This is a genomic window from Frankia canadensis, assembly GCF_900197875.1.
GTDB lineage: Bacteria > Actinomycetota > Actinomycetes > Frankiales > Frankiaceae > Frankia > Frankia canadensis.
In genome coordinates, this window is sequence record NZ_FZMO01000501.1 from 19303 (window position 1) to 34853 (window position 15551).

The following is a 15551-nucleotide window of genomic DNA, read 5'->3' on the forward strand; positions in this document are numbered from 1 at the left end:
GCCGGACCATCCGCCGTTGGTTCCCGCCGCCGGACCCGCCCGTCGCCCGTGTCCGCGGGTGACGGATCACCCGGACGCATCAGGTGGTCCGGGCGACCGCCTCGACCATGGCGCCGGTCAGCGTCGCGACGTCGGCGGGCGCCATGACGAACGGCGGCATGGTGTACACCAGCCGGCCGAACGGACGCACCCAGACGCCGAGGTCCACCAGCAGCGGTTGGATCACCGCCATGTCGACCGGCTCGCGCGTCTCGATGACGCCGATGGCGCCGAGCACCCGCACGTCCGCGACGCCCGGCAGGTCCGCGGCCGGGGCGAGGCCGGCGCGCAGCCCGGCGGAGACCTCCGCGACGCGGGCCCGCCACGGCGAGGACAGCAGCAGTTCCACGCTCGCGTTCGCGATCGCGCTCGCCAGTGGATTGCCCATGAACGTCGGGCCGTGCATGAACGCCCCGGCCGGCGAGTCGGACACGCCCGCGGCCACCTCGTCGGTGCACAGTGTGGCCGCCATCGAGAGGTAGCCGCCGGTCAGCGCCTTGCCCAGGCACATGATGTCGGGGCTGATCCCCGCGTGGTCGCAGCCGAACAGCTCCCCCGAGCGACCGAAACCGACCGCGATCTCGTCGGCGATCAGCAGCACCCCGTACGCGTCGCACAGCTCGCGCACCCGGGCGAGCCACGCCGGCGCGTAGAAGCGCATCGCGCCGGTACCCTGCACGACCGGTTCGAGGATCACCGCCGCGACCTCGTGGGCGTGCCGGGCGAGCAGTTCCTCGAACGGCGCGACATGCGCGTCGGTGCACGGCTCGTCGTAGGCGCAGGTCGGCGCCGGGGCGAACAGGTGGCGGGGCAGCAGCTGGCTGAACAGGTGGTGCATGCCGGCGTCCGGGTCGCACACGGCCATCGCGCCGGAGGTGTCGCCGTGGTAGCCGCGGCGGATCGTCAGCAGCCGCGTCCGCTCCGGGTGCCCCCGCCCGGTCCAGTACTGCAGCGCCATCTTGATGGCGACCTCGACGGCGACGGATCCCGAGTCGCACAGGAACACCCGCCGCAGCGGCGCCGGGGTGATCGCCACGAGCGTCTCGGCGAGCCGCACCGCGGGCTCGTGGGTCAGGCCGCCGAACATGACGTGCGACATGGCGTCGAGCTGCGTGCGCGCCGCCTCGTCGAGCACGCGATGGCGGTAGCCGTGGATCGCCGCCCACCACGACGACATGCCGTCGACCAGCTCGCGACCGTCGGTCAGCGTCAGCCGGACGCCACGGGCCGATCGGACGCCGAACAGGGGTGCCGTCGCGGTCGCGGACGCGTACGGATGCCACACCACCCGCCGATCCCGGGCGACGAGATCACCGTGGCCGACCACCGCGGTGTGCCCCGCGCCTGCGGCGTCCCTCGCGGTCACGGTGGTCGCGGCGCCGGAAACGGTGGGGGTATCGGTGCTCGGCGAGTGTGGATGCACGCCTCCACTGTGGCCCATGACGACGATCGGCTGCCGGGCGCGCGCGACCCACCTCACGTCCGCCCGCCCGCGCCCTCACCCGGCCGTGCCGCCGGCCGACCGAACAGGCAGGATGGTCGACGTGGTCATCCCGATTCACGACATCAACCCGCTGAGCCGGCGTCCGGTCATGACCTGGCTCCTGATCGCCGCCAACGTCGTGATCTTCGTTTTCCTCGAGCCCGTCGTGACCTCCGTCGCCGGGATCGGGACGTCGGTGGCGCAGAACGTCTGCGAGCAGCAGCGGTTCTTCCAGGAATGGGGCGCCATCCCCCGCGAGCTGCTGCACAACGCGGCGCTCACCGTCGTGAACTCGGGCCACATCGGGGTGGATTCCGCCGGCAATCCGGGATGCATCGCACAGTCACCGCCGCCGTTCCACAAGATTCCGGCACTGTCCGCCCTGACCGCCATGTTCCTGCACGGCAGCTGGCTGCACCTGATCGGCAACATGCTTTTTCTCGGCGTCTTCGGCAACAACCTCGAGGACCGCATGGGGCGGCTGGTCTACCTGCTGTTCTACCTGGTCTGCGGGTACGCGGCTACCTACGGCTTTGCCCTGTTCCAGAGCGATTCCTCGAACACCCTGATCGGCGCCTCCGGGGCGATCGCCGGGGTTCTCGGCGCCTATCTGGTGCTGTTCCCGAGGGCCCGGGTCATCGGGCTGGTGTCAGTGTTCTTCTTCCTGCCGTTCTGGCTTCCGGCCTGGATCGTGCTCGGCTTCTGGTTCGCGCTCCAGTACGTGTACTTCACCGGTTTCGGAGTGGCCGACGGCGGGGCCGTGGCATACGGCGCGCATGTCGTCGGATTCGTGGTCGGGGCACTGCTGGTCCTGCCGTTCGTCCGTCAGCTGCGCGCCGCCGGGCCCGGCATCGCGCCCCGGGTCCCGCAGCATCGCTGGGTCCGCGGGACCGGCGGCGCCGGGGCGGCCGCCCGTCACCGACGCGGCTACTGACCGGCGCGGGGGCGGCCGCGTCCCGCTCCGCTGGCCGTCCTCGTCCCGCTCAGCCCACGTGAGCTGGGCTAATTCGGGTGGCATCGGTCGGCCTCGCTGCGGCAGGCTGGGCCGGCTATGACCGACCCGCCCCCTGCCTCGCCGGCCTCCTCGGCCTCGTTGCCACCATCGGCGCCGCCGTTCCCATCAGCCCCGCCGGCCACGTCGGTCCCATCAGCCCAGCCGGCCACGTCGGTCCCATCGGCCCCGCCGGCCGCATCGGCCGCGACGGCGTCCGCCACGCCCGCGGGAGCACCGGCCGCGCCCGCCGTGCCGGCGCGGGCGGGCCGTTACCGGCGGACGCTCGCGACACCCGGCGTCCGGCGGTTCATTCCGGCCTCCATCGTCGGGCGGCTGCCCCTGTCCATGCACGCGCTGGGCACCGTGCTGTTCGTCCAGGACCGTTCCGGCTCGTACGCGCTCGGTGGCGCGGTCGCGGCGGCCACCGCGATCAGCGAGGCCGTCTGCGCCCCCGGGGTGGGCCGGCTGCTGGACCGTCGCGGTCAGGCCCCAGTGCTGCTCGTCGCGCTCGTCGGCCACCTGCTCGGGGTGGCCGCGCTGCTGGTGGCCGTCTGGGCGGGCCTGCCGCGGCCGCTGTGGTTCGCCGCGGCCGCGATCGCCGGCGCGTGCCTGCCGCCCGTCGGCAGCTGCGCACGGGCCCGGTGGAGCATGCTGCTGGCGGGCTCACCGCTGCTGCCGAGCGCCTTCGCGCTGGAGGCGGCGATCGACGAGCTGGTGTTCGTCGTCGGGCCCACCCTGGTGACGGCACTGGTCACGCTGGTGGCGCCGGCCGGGGGGCTGATCGCCTCGACGATGCTGCTGATGATCGGGGCCGCCGGGCTCGCCGCGCAGCGCGACACCGATCCAGGCCCGCGGCCGCCGGCCGCGAGCCCACCGGTACGGATCATGCGACAGCCGGCCGCGCGGGTGCTCGTCGCGATCGTCTTCGCGATCGGGGTCGGGTTCGGCGGCGTCGACGTCTCCATGGTCGCCTTCGCCCGGGAGCAGGGGCTGGCCGCCGTCGGGGGGCTGCTGCTGGGCCTGTTCGCCACCGGCTCGGGGGTGGCCGGCCTGCTCCACGGTGCCCGCGCGTCCCACCGCCCACCGCGGGCCCGGCTGCTGCGGGCGGTGGCACTGCTCGCGGCCGGGTTCGCGCTGCCCCTCGCCGGCGTCACCGTGTGGGCGATGATCCCGCTGGCCGTCCTCGCCGGCGCGACCGCCGCCCCGACGATGATCAGTGCGAACGCGACGATGGAGCGACTCGTCCCGCCGCGGTCACGCACCGAGGGTTTCGCCTGGCTCACCATGGCCGTGGCCAGCGGCGTCGCTCTGGGCGCGCCGGTCGCCGGCCACCTGGTCGACGGCGGCGGCGCCCGGCTCGGCTTCCTCGTCCCGGCCGCGGCGGGCCTGCTCGCCGGCCTCGCGGCCCTGTGCGGGCGCCGCTGCCTGCCAAACACCACCCCCGGCTGAACCCTTCGCCACCCCTCTCCGCGGACGGCGCCTCGACCCGGCGGTCGCCGGCCGGCGTCACGGGCGGGCCATCCACAGGCAACGAACATGCGTTCGACAATCTGGGCTGCCCGTCCTACGGTTGTTCCATGGTCGTGACGCACGGGCACACGGCGGTCGGCGGGCACACGGCGGTCGGCGGGCACACGGCGGTCCGCGGGCACACGGCGGTCCGCGGGCGCGCCTGCGTCGGCCGCGGCCCCGAGCCGCCGGTCCCGGTCCCGGTCCCCGACCGGCGGCTCGGGGCCGGGACCGGCCGACGATCAGGGCGCGGTGTTCTCGCTCGCCGCGCCGGTGGTGTCGGCGGCCGGCGCGTCGTCACCGGCGGTCTCGGCGGTCGTGGTCGCGGCGGCCGGTGTCGCCGCGGCGGCGGCCGCCTCGACCGGACGGCGCCGGCCCAGCAGCCCGCGGCGGGTTCGCGGCCGGGAGACGTCGCCGTCGCCGCGGCGCCTGCGTCCCCGCCGCTGCGAGGTGGTGCCCTCGTCCTTCTCCTTCTCCTGCGCGGCTTCCTCCTCCGCCGGGTCGCGCTGCGCCACGACGTCCCCGGCCTGCTCCGCGGACGTGTCCGTGGCGGGCTCGGAGCCGGCCGCCCCCTCCTTGGGCTCGGCCGCCGCCGTCTGCTCCGCCGCGGTCGGCTCGGCAGCGGCGACGAGCTCGGCGCCGGTCGCGGGCTGCTCCGCGGCGGGCCGCTCGTCGGCGGGCTCCGCGGTGGGGGTCGGCGCGTCGTCCTGGCGGGCCTGCGCGGAGTCCCCGTCGGTCGCCCCAGGCTCCTCGGTCGCCACAGGCTCCTCGGTCGCCACAGCCTCGACGGTCGCGCCGTCGGTGGGCGCCGTTGCGGAGGCGGTGGTCACACCGGGCCCGGCGGCGGGCGTCTCCTCGTCAGCCGGCCCGGCGAGCGACGCGGGGGCCGCGGGCTCGGCGGGCTCAGTCGACGCCTCGGCCGGCGGCTCGGCGCCGGACAGCGGCTCGGCGCTCGGCGCGGACTCGGCGGGCTGCTCGGGCCCGTCCGCGGTCTCCGGCGCGGCCTCGCCGGAAGCCGCCTCGGGCTCGGCTCCGGCCGTTGCCGGCTCGGCCGCGGCGGCGGCCTTGCGGCCACGGCGGGTCGTGGGAGCGGCCGAGGCGGGCACGGCGGGCGTGACCTCGAGAGCCACGGTGCGCCAGCCCTCGAAGACGTCGGTGACGACGTAGCCGTCGGCGCCCAGGGCGTCGCGGAAGCGCGCGAGCTGCTCGTAGGACAGGGTCAGGTCCACCACCGCGGCGGTGTCGGCCCCCGCGGCGGTGTCGGCCCCCGCGGCGGTGTCGCCGGCCAGGCCGGCCACGGGCGCCGGACTGGCCCCGTCGACGGCCTCACCCGGGCCGGCCGGGACGTGCCGGGTGACCGTCGCCGAGACCCGGTACGTGACCGTCGCGGCGTCGTCCACGCTCCCGGCCAGGGACCAGGATCGGCTCACCCTGCCGTCAGCCGCCGGGCTGGCCTCGATCTGCGCCGCAAGCAGTGTCGCGATCCTCGCTTCGACCGTCATGGGCACCGGGTCGTCGCTCTTACCCCATCGCACGGACGCACGTCCTTTCGTTCACGGTGTCGGTCCTTCACGCTGTCGGCGTCACACAAGTCGGGCGCTGACCCGGCGGCATCGCACCGTCGGGGCTCCCGTCCGCGCCGGATGCCCGGCGAGCGCACCGATGCGGCCGTCCGCCCCGCGCCCGGCGCCGTTGCGTCATGGGCGGGACGATCGCGCCGACGACCGGCGGCGCCTGCGCCCACCTCCGAGATGGACGGCCTGGACACCGGCCGCGAACGAGGACCGCATTCTGACGGACGGGTCCGGCGCGCTCCGCATCGGGGTGTGTTTCGACACACTGGCGACATAGCGTCGCAAACTGGCGTCAACTCGGACATCATTGATGCACGCCGAGCAGTAGCCGTCCGGCGCGGCGATCACGGCGACACGCACGCACGCGGGCACCCAGTCGGGCACCGCGCGTGCCCCTCGACCCTCTGGTCGCCCGGCCGGTGGCCGGCGGCGCGATGCGGGTTCTACCGCATCACATTCAGAGTGCGATCATATCGGGGAACTACACATAGCGGTTGTTGGATTGCCAGAGCTGTCTCTCCGTCGGTGCCGGCCTTCCGGCCACCCGTTCCGGATGGCACCCGCAGACGGCCAGCGCGACCCCGTCGGCGCGATTCCCGCGTTGCACGTCGCTTCGCCCGTTCGGCCAAGCCAACCTGGGCGGTGGCCAGAGAGCGTTATATTCTGCTTGCCGGACGTGACATACAGCGACGGTCTTCTTACGACAGCGAGGTCGGGCGGAGTCAACGGTGTCAGACGAACTGGCGGACGGGTCCGGCGCCGGCAGCGCGGCGGTCTCCGCGCCCGCCACCGGATCCATCAGGGTCTTCCTTCTCGACGACCATGAGGTGGTACGTCGCGGCCTGCGAGACCTCCTCGCCGAGGTCTCCGACGTCGAGGTGGTCGGCGAGGCCGGCCGCGCCGACGAGGCACTGCGGCAGATCATGGCGTTGCGCCCCAACGTCGCTGTCCTCGACGCACGGCTCGAGGACGGCAGCGGCATCGAGGTGTGCCGGCAGGTGCGCTCGGCCGATCCCCACATCGCCTGCCTCATCCTCACCTCCTTCGACGACGAGGAGGCGTTGTTCACCGCGATCATGGCGGGCGCGGCGGGCTATGTCCTCAAGCAGATCCGGGGCACCGCGCTCGTGGACGCCGTGCGCCAGGTGGCCGCCGGCAAGTCCCTGCTCGACCCGGCGGTGACCCCACGGGTGCTGGTGCGCCTGCGGGAGGGACCGGTTGAGGATGAGCGACTCGCCGGGCTCACCGACCAGGAGCGGCGAATCCTGCGCCTCATCGCCGAGGGGCTCACGAACCGGCAGATCGCCAATCGCATGTTCCTCGCCGAGAAGACCGTGAAGAACTACGTCTCCAGCATGCTGGCGAAGCTCGGCCTGGAAAGCCGCACCCAGGCCGCCGTCTTCGCCACCCGGCTCAACACCACCTGAGGATGCGGGCGCCACCCCGCGCCCACCGGGAAAAACCGCATACCTGGGGTTTCCGCCGTGGGAGGGATCTCACCGCGGCGGAAACCCCTCGAGCGAGGGCACCACGCGCAGCGCCGCGGGTGGGGTGATGAGCGGGACCTGCCAGGTCACGGTCGTGCCGATACCGCTCTCACCCGGGCCGAAGCCCATCCGGCCGCCGAGGTCGACAGCGCGTCGGCGCAGGTTCGCCAGCCCGCTGCTGCGCGAGGCGCCGCCCGGACCGCAGCCGTCGTCCCGGACCTCGACGAGCACGTCGACACCGGTCACCCGCAACAGCACGTCGATGCGGGTGGCCCGGGCGTGCCGGGCGATGTTCGACAGCGCCTCGCGCAGCGCCGCCAGCATGTGCGGGCGTATCGACGCCGGCACCCGGCGCTCGATCGGTCCGTCGACCCGGATCTGCGGCGTGATACCCAGCGCCCGTTCGGTCTGCGCGACGATCGCCCGGATCTCCCCGGCGAGATCGCCCCCCTCGTCGTCCACCAACGTCAGCGAGAAGATCGTCTGCCGGATGTCCGCGATAGTCTGGTCGAGCTCGTCGGCCGCGAGATGCAGCCGGGCGGTGGCCGGGCCGTCCACCGACCGGGCCAGGCTCTGCAGCTGCAGGCCGGTCGCGAACAGCCGCTGGATCACGACGTCGTGCAGGTCGCGGGCGATCCGGTCACGTTCCTCGAAGACCGCGAGCCGCTCCCGGTCCCGATGGATGCGGGCGAGCTCCAGGGACAGCGCCGCCTGGCCGGCGAACGCCGCCGCCATCTCCAGGTCAGGCCCGCTGAACGGCACCGCCGAGCCCTCCGTGCCCAGCACGAGGATGCCCAGCGTCCGCCCGCCCGCCATCAGCGGCACCACCATGCCGTGCTCGGCCGGCGGATCCGGCGTGCCGGCATCGAACAGCGGGCCGCGGTCCGCCCCCACCAGCGCCGCCCGGCCGGTGCGCATCGCGTCGAGCAGCCGCGCCTCGTGGCGCAGGATCCGCCCGCGCAGCCGCTCCTCACCCTCCCCGTCGACCACGCCCACCACCAGGCCCTCGACGTCCTCGACGTCTGGCACGAGGATCACCGCGAGGCGGGCCGCGGTCACCTGCCGGGCGCGACGCGCGACCAGGCCGAGTGCCTCCTGCGGATCCGCGACGGACAGCAGTGCCGTCGTGATCTCGGCGCTCGCGTGCAGCCACGCCTGGCGGCGCCGGGTCGCCTCGTAGAGCCGGGTGTGGCCGATGGCGAACCCGGCGGCGGCGGCGAGCGCGCCGACGAGCGCCTCGTCGGGCGCGGTGAACGCGCCGCTGCTGCCCCTGCCGACCAGCAGCAGCGCGCCGAACACCTCCCCGCGCACCGCGATCGGCACATGCAGGAACGCGCTGTCGGCGGCGAGACGCGGCGGGCACCGATCACGCAGGCTCTCTGCGACCAGGCCACGCCCCATCGGCAGCAGCCCTAGCAGCGCCCCCGCGCCGTCGGCGGCGTCGCCGGCCTCGGCGGCGTCGGCCGGGAAGACCTCGGCGACCTCGCCCGCCTCGCCCAGCAGGCCCAGGGCGCCCCCCTCGGCGCCGACCAGCCGGATGGCGGCCTCGACGACACGGCACAACGTCACCGGAAGACTGCGCTCCTGCGCGATCTCGACGATCCCGCCGAGCAGACCGTCCAGCCGCGACCGGTCATCGCCCGCCGGGGGCCCGGTCCGCCCGCCGGCGGGCGTCTCAGCCATCCGTCATCGGGCGGCTCGCCCGTCCTCGCGCACGACATCCCCTCGCTCCCCCGACCGCCCACCTGGCGCGGAGGAAGGCCGACCGCGGTGGTTCGCTCTGCCCCGCAGGATATCCACCGGAATCACCCCGGGGAGCACGCTGACCACGCACCGCCGATCGTGCGTCAACGCCGCGCGTCACTCCCCGCCCGCGATCCGGGCCACGTAAGGTGGGGGCATGGCAGCGCCCCGCCTCCTCCTGCACCGCGATCGCGTGACGGATCTGGGCCGGATCGCCAGCGCGGCCTGTACCGGCCGGGCCTGAGGCGCCGCCGGCGGCTCCGCGCCGTTCCCGCCCCGCGCCCGCACCTTCCCGGGTGATCGTCCGTCGTGATCGTCCCGCCCCTCCTCTCTATGTCCGTGTCGCACCATGGCCGTCCCGAGAGCTACGGACGGTGAGCGGCTCCGGTCGGTAGAGGCGCCGGGAACGGCTCGCGGACCGGTCCTTTCGAGCCACCGCCGGGGCTACCCGTCGGGTGCGCCGGGGCCGCGCCGGAAGATCGCCCGCGTTGGTCGGCGAAGGCCCAGCCGATGCCCACGCCGCCGCGCGGATCCGTGTCCCGGGGCAGCCCGGCCAGGCGCGTGGATCCCGCCGCGGCCGGCGACGCTCACCCGCCCGCGCCGGCGGGCGCGACTGAGCCGGCGGCAGGCGAGCGCCGAGCCGTCCGGCGCCCACCGCCGACGACGCCGCCCACGCCGGTGCCAGCGGTCACCAGCCCGGACCTGCCCCCGGGCCGCTCGGCCCCGTCCCACCCTGCCGTGTCGTTCCGACCGTCTATCTGGGAGTCCTCGTGCCTCTGCTGCATCCGGCGCTGCTCGTCGCCGGAACGGTCCCGCGCCCCGCGCCGTACCTGCCGGCCGAGTGCCTCAGCGACGAGCCGGAACGCCTGGGCCTGACCGCCCTGCGCCGGCTGGCGTCCACGCTGGCCGCGGCGCCCGAGGTCTGGCGCCCGGTGATCCGCCACCACGCGGACCGCCGGTGGTACACCCGCCTGCTCCTGTCCGCGTCGGTCGAGGTGTGGTTGATCGGGTGGTATCCGGGGCAGCAGACCGAGGTGCACGACCACGGTGGGGCCCTCGGCGCGCTGGCCGTCGCCGACGGGTCCGTCGAGGAGGACCAGTATGATCGACGGTGGCGGCTCACCCGGGTGCGCGAGCACCGCGGCGGCGCCACAGTCGGCTTCGGTGCCGCGCATATCCACCGGGTGGCCAACCGAGGGCTGACGCCGGCCACGACGATCCACGCCTACTCCCCGCCCGAGCTGCCGCTCCGGTACGGGCCGAGCGCTGGCGACGCCACCGCGACGGCCGGCATCATCGGGTCCCAGCCCACCGCCCTGATCGACCCGAGCCGCGCCGAGACGGTCGCGGCGGGCGCGGCGGCACGATGAGCGGCGCCTGCGCGGGGCCGGGCCGAGACCAGCCGCAGGGCAGGGACCAGCCGCAGGGCGGCGGGAGCCGGATCGACGCGATGCTCGCCGCCGCCCGGTCCCGTCTGCGCCGGCTGGAACCGGCCGAGGCGGCACACGCGCTGGCCGAGGCCGGCGGCGTGCTCGTGGACATCCGGCCGGCGGCCCAGCGGGCCGCGGAGGGCGAGATTCCCGGCGCCGTGATCGTCGAGCGCAACGTCCTGGAATGGCGGTTCGACCCCACGAGCGACGCGCGGCTGCCGTTCGCGACAAGCGACGATCTTCAGGTCATCGTGATCTGCTCCGAGGGCTACACGTCGAGCCTCGCCGCGGACGCGCTGCGCCAGCTCGGCCTGCACCGTGCCACCGACGTCATCGGCGGTTACCACGCGTGGGCCGCCGCCGGGCTGCCCACCACGGGGTGACCAGAAACACAACTCCCCCATCCCGACCCGCGCCGGCCCGGCCAGCGCCGCGAGGTCGGTTGACAGCCTGAAGCCGCTACCCCGAACGGGGCGCAACGCGCTTGCACCAGCAAAGCGATCGGGTGTGGTTCTCGGCACACTTCATGGCACAAATCGACCCAAAAGTGCCAGATGGCCGCCGCCGCGCGCGCCCGACACGTGCCCGCAACCAGGCTGAGACGCAGCTTGCACCCCCATTCCGGGCCTCCCCGCCGGTGCACCCGCGCGACCTGTCGGACAGTCGACAGCGATCTTTTGGATGCTCGTTTCCGCTGCCCAACAGCGATTCCGGGCACACCTGTGGGCCACCGCACACCGCCCGCCGCCCGCCGCCCAAGATCGCGAAACGGTCGCGCCGGGTCACCTCACCCGGTCGCCGCGCGCCCTCGAACGAGTCTCAAGTGGCTCCGGACGTTCGCGTTCCGGAACCCTTGCTATCCGGTCGAGAGGCGTCTACGTTCCTCGGTTAACGAGGCGAGACGGGATCGTTTCCGGGCGAGGCCGCCCCCGGTATGCCAGGTAAATGGCGCCGGCGGCGGATTCCCTCGGGACCTTCCGGTGGCATCTCGCCTCACCGCGGTTGACCTGCCTGTCTGGGTGTGCGTTACGCCGGATTTGGCGGTCTGCACAGCAAACGTGTCCGCCTTTGCAACGTCAGCAGGAGACGGTATGCCCAGTCAGCTCAATGTGCCTTTTGCCCGAAGTGTCGCCTCACTCGGCTTCCGGTCCTCGTGCCACTGTGGCGGCGCACGATGAGCGCCGGCGTACCCGTCCTTCCCGGCCGCGATCTGCCTCCGCAGCCCTTCGGCGCCGGCTGGCCCGCGTACTGGCGCCAGGACGCCGCGTGCCGTGACGGCGACCCGGACGCCTTCTTCCCGCCGGACGGCCGTAACACCAAGGCCCGCGCCGCCGCGGAGTCCCGCGCACGCAAGATCTGCTCCGAGTGCCCGGTGCAGCGCCCCTGCCTCGCCACCGCGATCTTCCGCCAGGAGGAGCACGGTGTCTGGGGTGGGCTGACCTCGGACGAGCGGTCCTCCGTCGTCCCCCGCGGCCGCCTCAGCGCCGAAGACGCCCTGCTGTTCGCCGACCGCCTGCTGCTGCCCTCCTCCGCCTCCATCGCCGGCTGATCACCGGCACGGATATCCGGTGACGCCGGGTATCCGTGACACACCCGGGATATCCAGGTGTGGCAGAGCGCCGTGATGACGGATACCTGCCGCACCCGGATATCCAGATCCGTCCCACCGGACGGCAGCGGGTGTACCCACCTCGATGCCGGATCTCCCCATTGACGAGCACAGCCCCCGCCCGGCAGGCTGCGAGCCACCGCCCGCGGTTCGCGGGACGGTCGAGATCCGGGAGACGGCAGTAGACGTGACGGACGCGGACACACGGGCACGGCGGCCTGCGACGGTGCGAGTGCCTCGATGAGGCCGCCGCGTCGCCTGCTGCTTCTGCGCCACGCGAAGTCCGACTGGGCCGACGGGGCGACGCCGGACGTGGACCGCCCGCTGTCGGCGGCCGGTCGGCGCGGCTGCGAACTCGTCGCCCGCCATCTGTCCGACGCCGGTCTCGCGCCCGACCTGATCCTCTGCTCGGCCGCGCTGCGCACCAGGCAGACCGTCGAGGGCATCGCCGGGGCGCTACCGGCGAGCGTCCCCGTCCTGGTCGAGGACCGGCTGTACCTGGCGGAGCCGCAGGCCCTGCTGGAGCGGTTGCAGGAGGTCGATGACGGGGTGCCGAGCGTCCTGCTGGTGGGGCACAATCCGGGCATCCACGCGCTGGCTGTGGCGCTGCTGGCCCCGCCGGAGCGCCACCGGATCGCCACCTTCCCGACGGCGGCGCTCGCCGTCGAGGACCTCGCCGTGTCCCGCTGGGCCGAGCTCGGCCAGGACACCACCCGGCTGGTCGCGTTCGTCACTCCCCGCCAGCTGCGCGAGTCGGCCGGTGCCGCGGGCGGCGACGCCGGCTGAGACGCGGGCGGGCGACATCCGGGCGAGCGGCGGCCGGGCGAGCGGCGGCCGGGCGAGCGGACATGACTGGCACCGGGCGGAGACCTCGGCACCCGCCGGCCGGGACCCGGCGCCCGGCGGCGTCGTCGTGGGCCCGCCTGACGTGCGGGCCCCGACGACTCGGCTCACCGGCACGCTCAGTAGGCCTGCTCCATGATCCGCGAGGCGAGGGCGATGGCCGCTCCGCCGACCACCAGCACCGCCGTCACGATCCACAGCGCCGTGGAGGCGAGCGGGAGGGCGATGGCCCCGACGACGAAGCCCGCGATAATCAGCAGCACCGCAAGCCACGAACCCGTGTTCGCCTTGTGGTGACCGGTCTCAGCCACGTCCACTCCTGTTCGTCCGTTGCGCCGGCCCGCGGGCCGGCGGCGCGTCGGTCTCCCACCGCATGGCGCCCGCTGCGAGACTACCCGCGATCGGCGGCCGGGTTCCCGGCTGGCGAGGCGCCCGGCCCGGGCCCTGTGGCCCACTCGGGCGGGCGGTCCGGCCGGTGTCGCGCGGGCGGACCGGCTCGGTCACCGTTCGCGTGCGGGGGCGCCGGGCTCAGATGAACCCGGCGATGCGGCGCAGGTCGACGAGCTGGTCGTCGAGCCAGCGCCGCACGTCGTGCGTGCGCACCTGCTCGGCGGCGGCGGCCAGGCGCCGGTGGCGCTCCTCCATCGGCATGGTCAGCGCGGTGTAGAGCGCGTCGGCCATCTGCTGCACGTCGAACGGCTGCAGGGTGACGGCGAACTCGCCGAGCTCCTCGTGGGCGCCGGCCATCTCCGACAGGGCGAGCACCCCGCCGCGCCGGTTGACGACCGCCACCTCCTTGGCCACCAGGTTCATCCCGTCGGCGATCGCGTTGACGATGAGCACGTCGCAGATCGAGTAGGCGGCCACGGCCAGCGGGAAGTCCTCGACCATCCGCAGGTCGATCGGCTGGCGGCCCTCCTTGGTGTGCCGGGCGTTGATCTCGGCCACCAGGCCGCCGATCAGGGCGATGTAGTCGGCGTACTCCGGCACGTCGGTGCGGCTGGGTTGCAGCAGGGCCAGGAAGCTGACCTTGCCGACGAGCTCGGGATGCTGGTCGAGCAGCGTTCCGAAGGCGAGGAAGCCCCGCACCACGTTCTTGGACGGGTCGGTGCGGTCGACCCGCAGGATCAGCTGCCGGTCGTCGTCGAGGAACAGGTAGCGCAGCATCGCGATATGCGCCGCGACCTCCTCGGACGCCTGGGTGGCGTCGAGGGCGGCCGGATCGACGGAGATCGGGTAGTACCGGGCCCGCACCAGCCGGTCGCCGACCGTCACCGTGAGCTGCTCGAGGTCGGTCGGCAGGCCGAGCAGCTCGGCCGCGCACAGCACGAAGTTGCGGGCGTAACGGCGGGTGTGGAAGCCGACGACGTCGCTACCAAGCAGGCCGCGCAGCAGCCGCTCCCGGATGTCCCCCGGCAGGATGCGCCACTCGTCCGGCCCAGGCCAGGGAATGTGGATGAAATGGGTGAGCACGACGTCGGGGCACTGCTCGCGCACCCAGTCCGCCACCAGGTAGAAGTGGTAGTCCTGCAGCAGGACGAGTGCCTTGCCGCCGCGGGCGCGCACCTCGTCGACGACCGCGTCGGCGTAGGCGCGGTTGACGGTGGCGTAACCGTTCTCGAAGGCGTCGTGCTCGGCCCGGGTCAGCACCGGCGACAGCGTCCGCCCGTAGAGGCCGTGCTGGATGAACCACAGGATCGGATTGGACCAGACGCTGTAGAAGTCGGCGTAGGCGCTCGGATCGGTGACGACGAGCCGGACGCGGATCGCCGGCCCCTCCGCCTCCCCCTCGATCAGGCGGGGCTGCGGGTGGGTCTGGACGAGGATGGAGCTGCCCGAGTGCTCCGCCGCGACGGCGGCGTCCTCCTCGCTGGCGGCGCCACAGACCCAGACGGCGTCGTCGAGATGTTCGGCGAGCCCGGACAGGGCTGAGACGAGCCCGCCGGCACCCCGGCCGACGGTCCGACCGGCGGTGTCCCGGTCGAAGCTGACAGGACCGCGATTGGACAGGAGCACGAGTGGCAGGTCGAGGGGGATGAAGTCCGACACGGCGATGCGGCCTCCTGGTCACGGGCGGTACTCGGCGTCCGGTGCCCTTGGTGGTGCCAGCGCCCCGGGCGCACGGGGACAATCCGGACTGTAGTGAGACCCGGTTCCGGATGCACCGCGTTGCAGGGCGCCCAAACGGTTGTTACCCAGACTTTCACCTGGTCACCTTGACCGTCTGATCGGACACCCTCCGCGACCGATACCTCCCTGAATTCGGGAGTCGCCGTCACGCGTTTCGCATCATCAGGCACTGGCCGCGACGGACCTGCCGTCAGAGCCCGTCCCGGTAGTCCCGGACCTCCTGCACCGCCGAACCCAGGGACGCCAGGGACATCTGCAATGTGTCGCGTGTCTCCACGAGCGCGCTCGTCAGTTGTTCCACGGCCCGGTGCTCGCTGCCGTCGGTGGCCGCGATCACCATCGCCTGCGCCTCCTCGAGCATGCTCAGCGCCCCCTCCAACTGGCCGGCGACCTCCTCGGTCCGCCGGAACGCCTCGTCGAGCTGCGCCTTGACGTCGGCGATCGTGCCTGACACCCGTCCTCATCCCTTCCTGGAACCGCCGGCCCGCGCCCCGGCCGCCTGCTGCTGCGCCGGCGCGCCGAGACCGAGCCCGAACCGCGCCGCCGCCGCCAGCGAGACGAGCGCCCCGGCCACATCGACCATGTCGGTCGGCGCGAGACGGAACGTGGCCAGCACGGCGACCGCGGCCATGCCCGCGCCCAGCACCCCCGCCCGCAGCGCCGGCGTCGAGGGCGGGGTGAAGCCGGCGCGCCGCCGCTGGCGCCCGCGG

13 protein-coding genes and 1 pseudogene are annotated in these 15551 nt (G+C 74.0%); 7 read left to right on the forward strand and 7 right to left on the reverse strand.

Annotated elements, in window-relative coordinates; translation table 11 throughout:
• Window positions 1-79: 79 nt before the first annotated feature.
• Window positions 80-1405, reverse strand: a complete 1326-nt coding sequence (gene bioA / locus C1A33_RS26855) for an adenosylmethionine--8-amino-7-oxononanoate transaminase (RefSeq protein WP_243407985.1) — start codon at window positions 1403-1405, stop codon at window positions 80-82.
• A 178-nt stretch (window positions 1406-1583) separates the two neighbouring features.
• Between bioA and C1A33_RS26860 the strand changes: the two genes are divergently transcribed.
• Entirely contained in the window at window positions 1584-2456 is an 873-nt protein-coding gene (locus C1A33_RS26860; protein WP_101834431.1) for a rhomboid family intramembrane serine protease, read from the forward strand.
• 309 nt (window positions 2457-2765) lie between these two features.
• A complete protein-coding gene (locus C1A33_RS26870) occupies window positions 2766-3965 on the forward strand; it encodes an MFS transporter (RefSeq protein ID WP_243407986.1) in 1200 nt (399 codons plus the stop codon).
• Window positions 3966-4267: 302 nt separating this feature from the next.
• Here C1A33_RS26870 and C1A33_RS26875 read toward each other — a convergent pair whose 3' ends face one another.
• The gene (locus tag C1A33_RS26875) at window positions 4268-5527 is read right to left on the reverse strand and encodes a hypothetical protein (protein WP_101834408.1); all 1260 of its coding nucleotides are present in this window, start codon (window positions 5525-5527) and stop codon (window positions 4268-4270) included.
• Window positions 5528-6327: 800 nt separating this feature from the next.
• Between C1A33_RS26875 and C1A33_RS26885 the strand changes: the two genes are divergently transcribed.
• Window positions 6328-7026, forward strand: coding sequence for a transcriptional regulator (locus C1A33_RS26885; RefSeq protein WP_480014759.1), 699 nt, complete (start codon window positions 6328-6330; stop codon window positions 7024-7026).
• Between the two features lie 69 nt (window positions 7027-7095).
• On the opposite strand, the gene C1A33_RS26890 is transcribed toward C1A33_RS26885, so the two are convergent.
• Window positions 7096-8769 (reverse strand): GAF domain-containing sensor histidine kinase, encoded by a 1674-nt coding sequence (locus C1A33_RS26890; protein WP_101834412.1) that lies wholly within the window; start codon window positions 8767-8769, stop codon window positions 7096-7098.
• Window positions 8770-9599: 830 nt separating this feature from the next.
• Between C1A33_RS26890 and C1A33_RS26895 the strand changes: the two genes are divergently transcribed.
• From C1A33_RS26895 to C1A33_RS26910, 4 genes are all read left to right on the forward strand, one after another.
• Complete coding sequence (locus C1A33_RS26895; protein ID WP_101834414.1) at window positions 9600-10199, forward strand: cysteine dioxygenase; 600 nt, start codon at window positions 9600-9602, stop codon at window positions 10197-10199.
• 80 nt (window positions 10200-10279) lie between these two features.
• The gene (locus tag C1A33_RS26900; RefSeq protein WP_101834437.1) at window positions 10280-10642 is read left to right on the forward strand and encodes a rhodanese-like domain-containing protein; all 363 of its coding nucleotides are present in this window, start codon (window positions 10280-10282) and stop codon (window positions 10640-10642) included.
• A gap of 791 nt (window positions 10643-11433) precedes the next feature.
• Window positions 11434-11808: a WhiB family transcriptional regulator gene (locus C1A33_RS26905; RefSeq protein ID WP_101834439.1), complete on the forward strand. Its 375-nt coding sequence runs from the start codon at window positions 11434-11436 to the stop codon at window positions 11806-11808.
• Between the two features lie 300 nt (window positions 11809-12108).
• Entirely contained in the window at window positions 12109-12654 is a 546-nt protein-coding gene (locus C1A33_RS26910) for a SixA phosphatase family protein (protein WP_101834416.1), read from the forward strand.
• 176 nt (window positions 12655-12830) lie between these two features.
• On the opposite strand, the gene C1A33_RS26915 is transcribed toward C1A33_RS26910, so the two are convergent.
• The 4 genes and pseudogenes from C1A33_RS26915 to C1A33_RS26930 all read right to left on the reverse strand — a co-directional run.
• Complete coding sequence (locus C1A33_RS26915; RefSeq protein ID WP_423748154.1) at window positions 12831-13022, reverse strand: hypothetical protein; 192 nt, start codon at window positions 13020-13022, stop codon at window positions 12831-12833.
• Between the two features lie 217 nt (window positions 13023-13239).
• Window positions 13240-14760, reverse strand: coding sequence for an alpha,alpha-trehalose-phosphate synthase (UDP-forming) (locus tag C1A33_RS26920; RefSeq protein ID WP_101834419.1), 1521 nt, complete (start codon window positions 14758-14760; stop codon window positions 13240-13242).
• Window positions 14761-15031: 271 nt separating this feature from the next.
• Window positions 15032-15295 (reverse strand): hypothetical protein, encoded by a 264-nt coding sequence (locus C1A33_RS26925; protein WP_101834421.1) that lies wholly within the window; start codon window positions 15293-15295, stop codon window positions 15032-15034.
• A gap of 6 nt (window positions 15296-15301) precedes the next feature.
• Window positions 15302-15551 (reverse strand): annotated as a pseudogene (locus C1A33_RS26930) (hypothetical protein); the annotation flags it as partial.

What these genes read in the sequence shown, in the direction of transcription:
- C1A33_RS26890 (WP_101834412.1), bottom strand. Translation starts at nt 8,769, where the DNA reads ATGGCTGAGACGCCCGCCGGCGGGCGGACCGGGCCCCCGGCGGGCGAT.
- C1A33_RS26875 (WP_101834408.1), bottom strand. Translation starts at nt 5,527, where the DNA reads ATGACGGTCGAAGCGAGGATCGCGACACTGCTTGCGGCGCAGATCGAG.
- C1A33_RS26905 (WP_101834439.1), top strand. Translation starts at nt 11,434, where the DNA reads ATGAGCGCCGGCGTACCCGTCCTTCCCGGCCGCGATCTGCCTCCGCAG.
- C1A33_RS26900 (WP_101834437.1), top strand. Translation starts at nt 10,280, where the DNA reads ATGCTCGCCGCCGCCCGGTCCCGTCTGCGCCGGCTGGAACCGGCCGAG.
- C1A33_RS26910 (WP_101834416.1), top strand. Translation starts at nt 12,109, where the DNA reads ATGAGGCCGCCGCGTCGCCTGCTGCTTCTGCGCCACGCGAAGTCCGAC.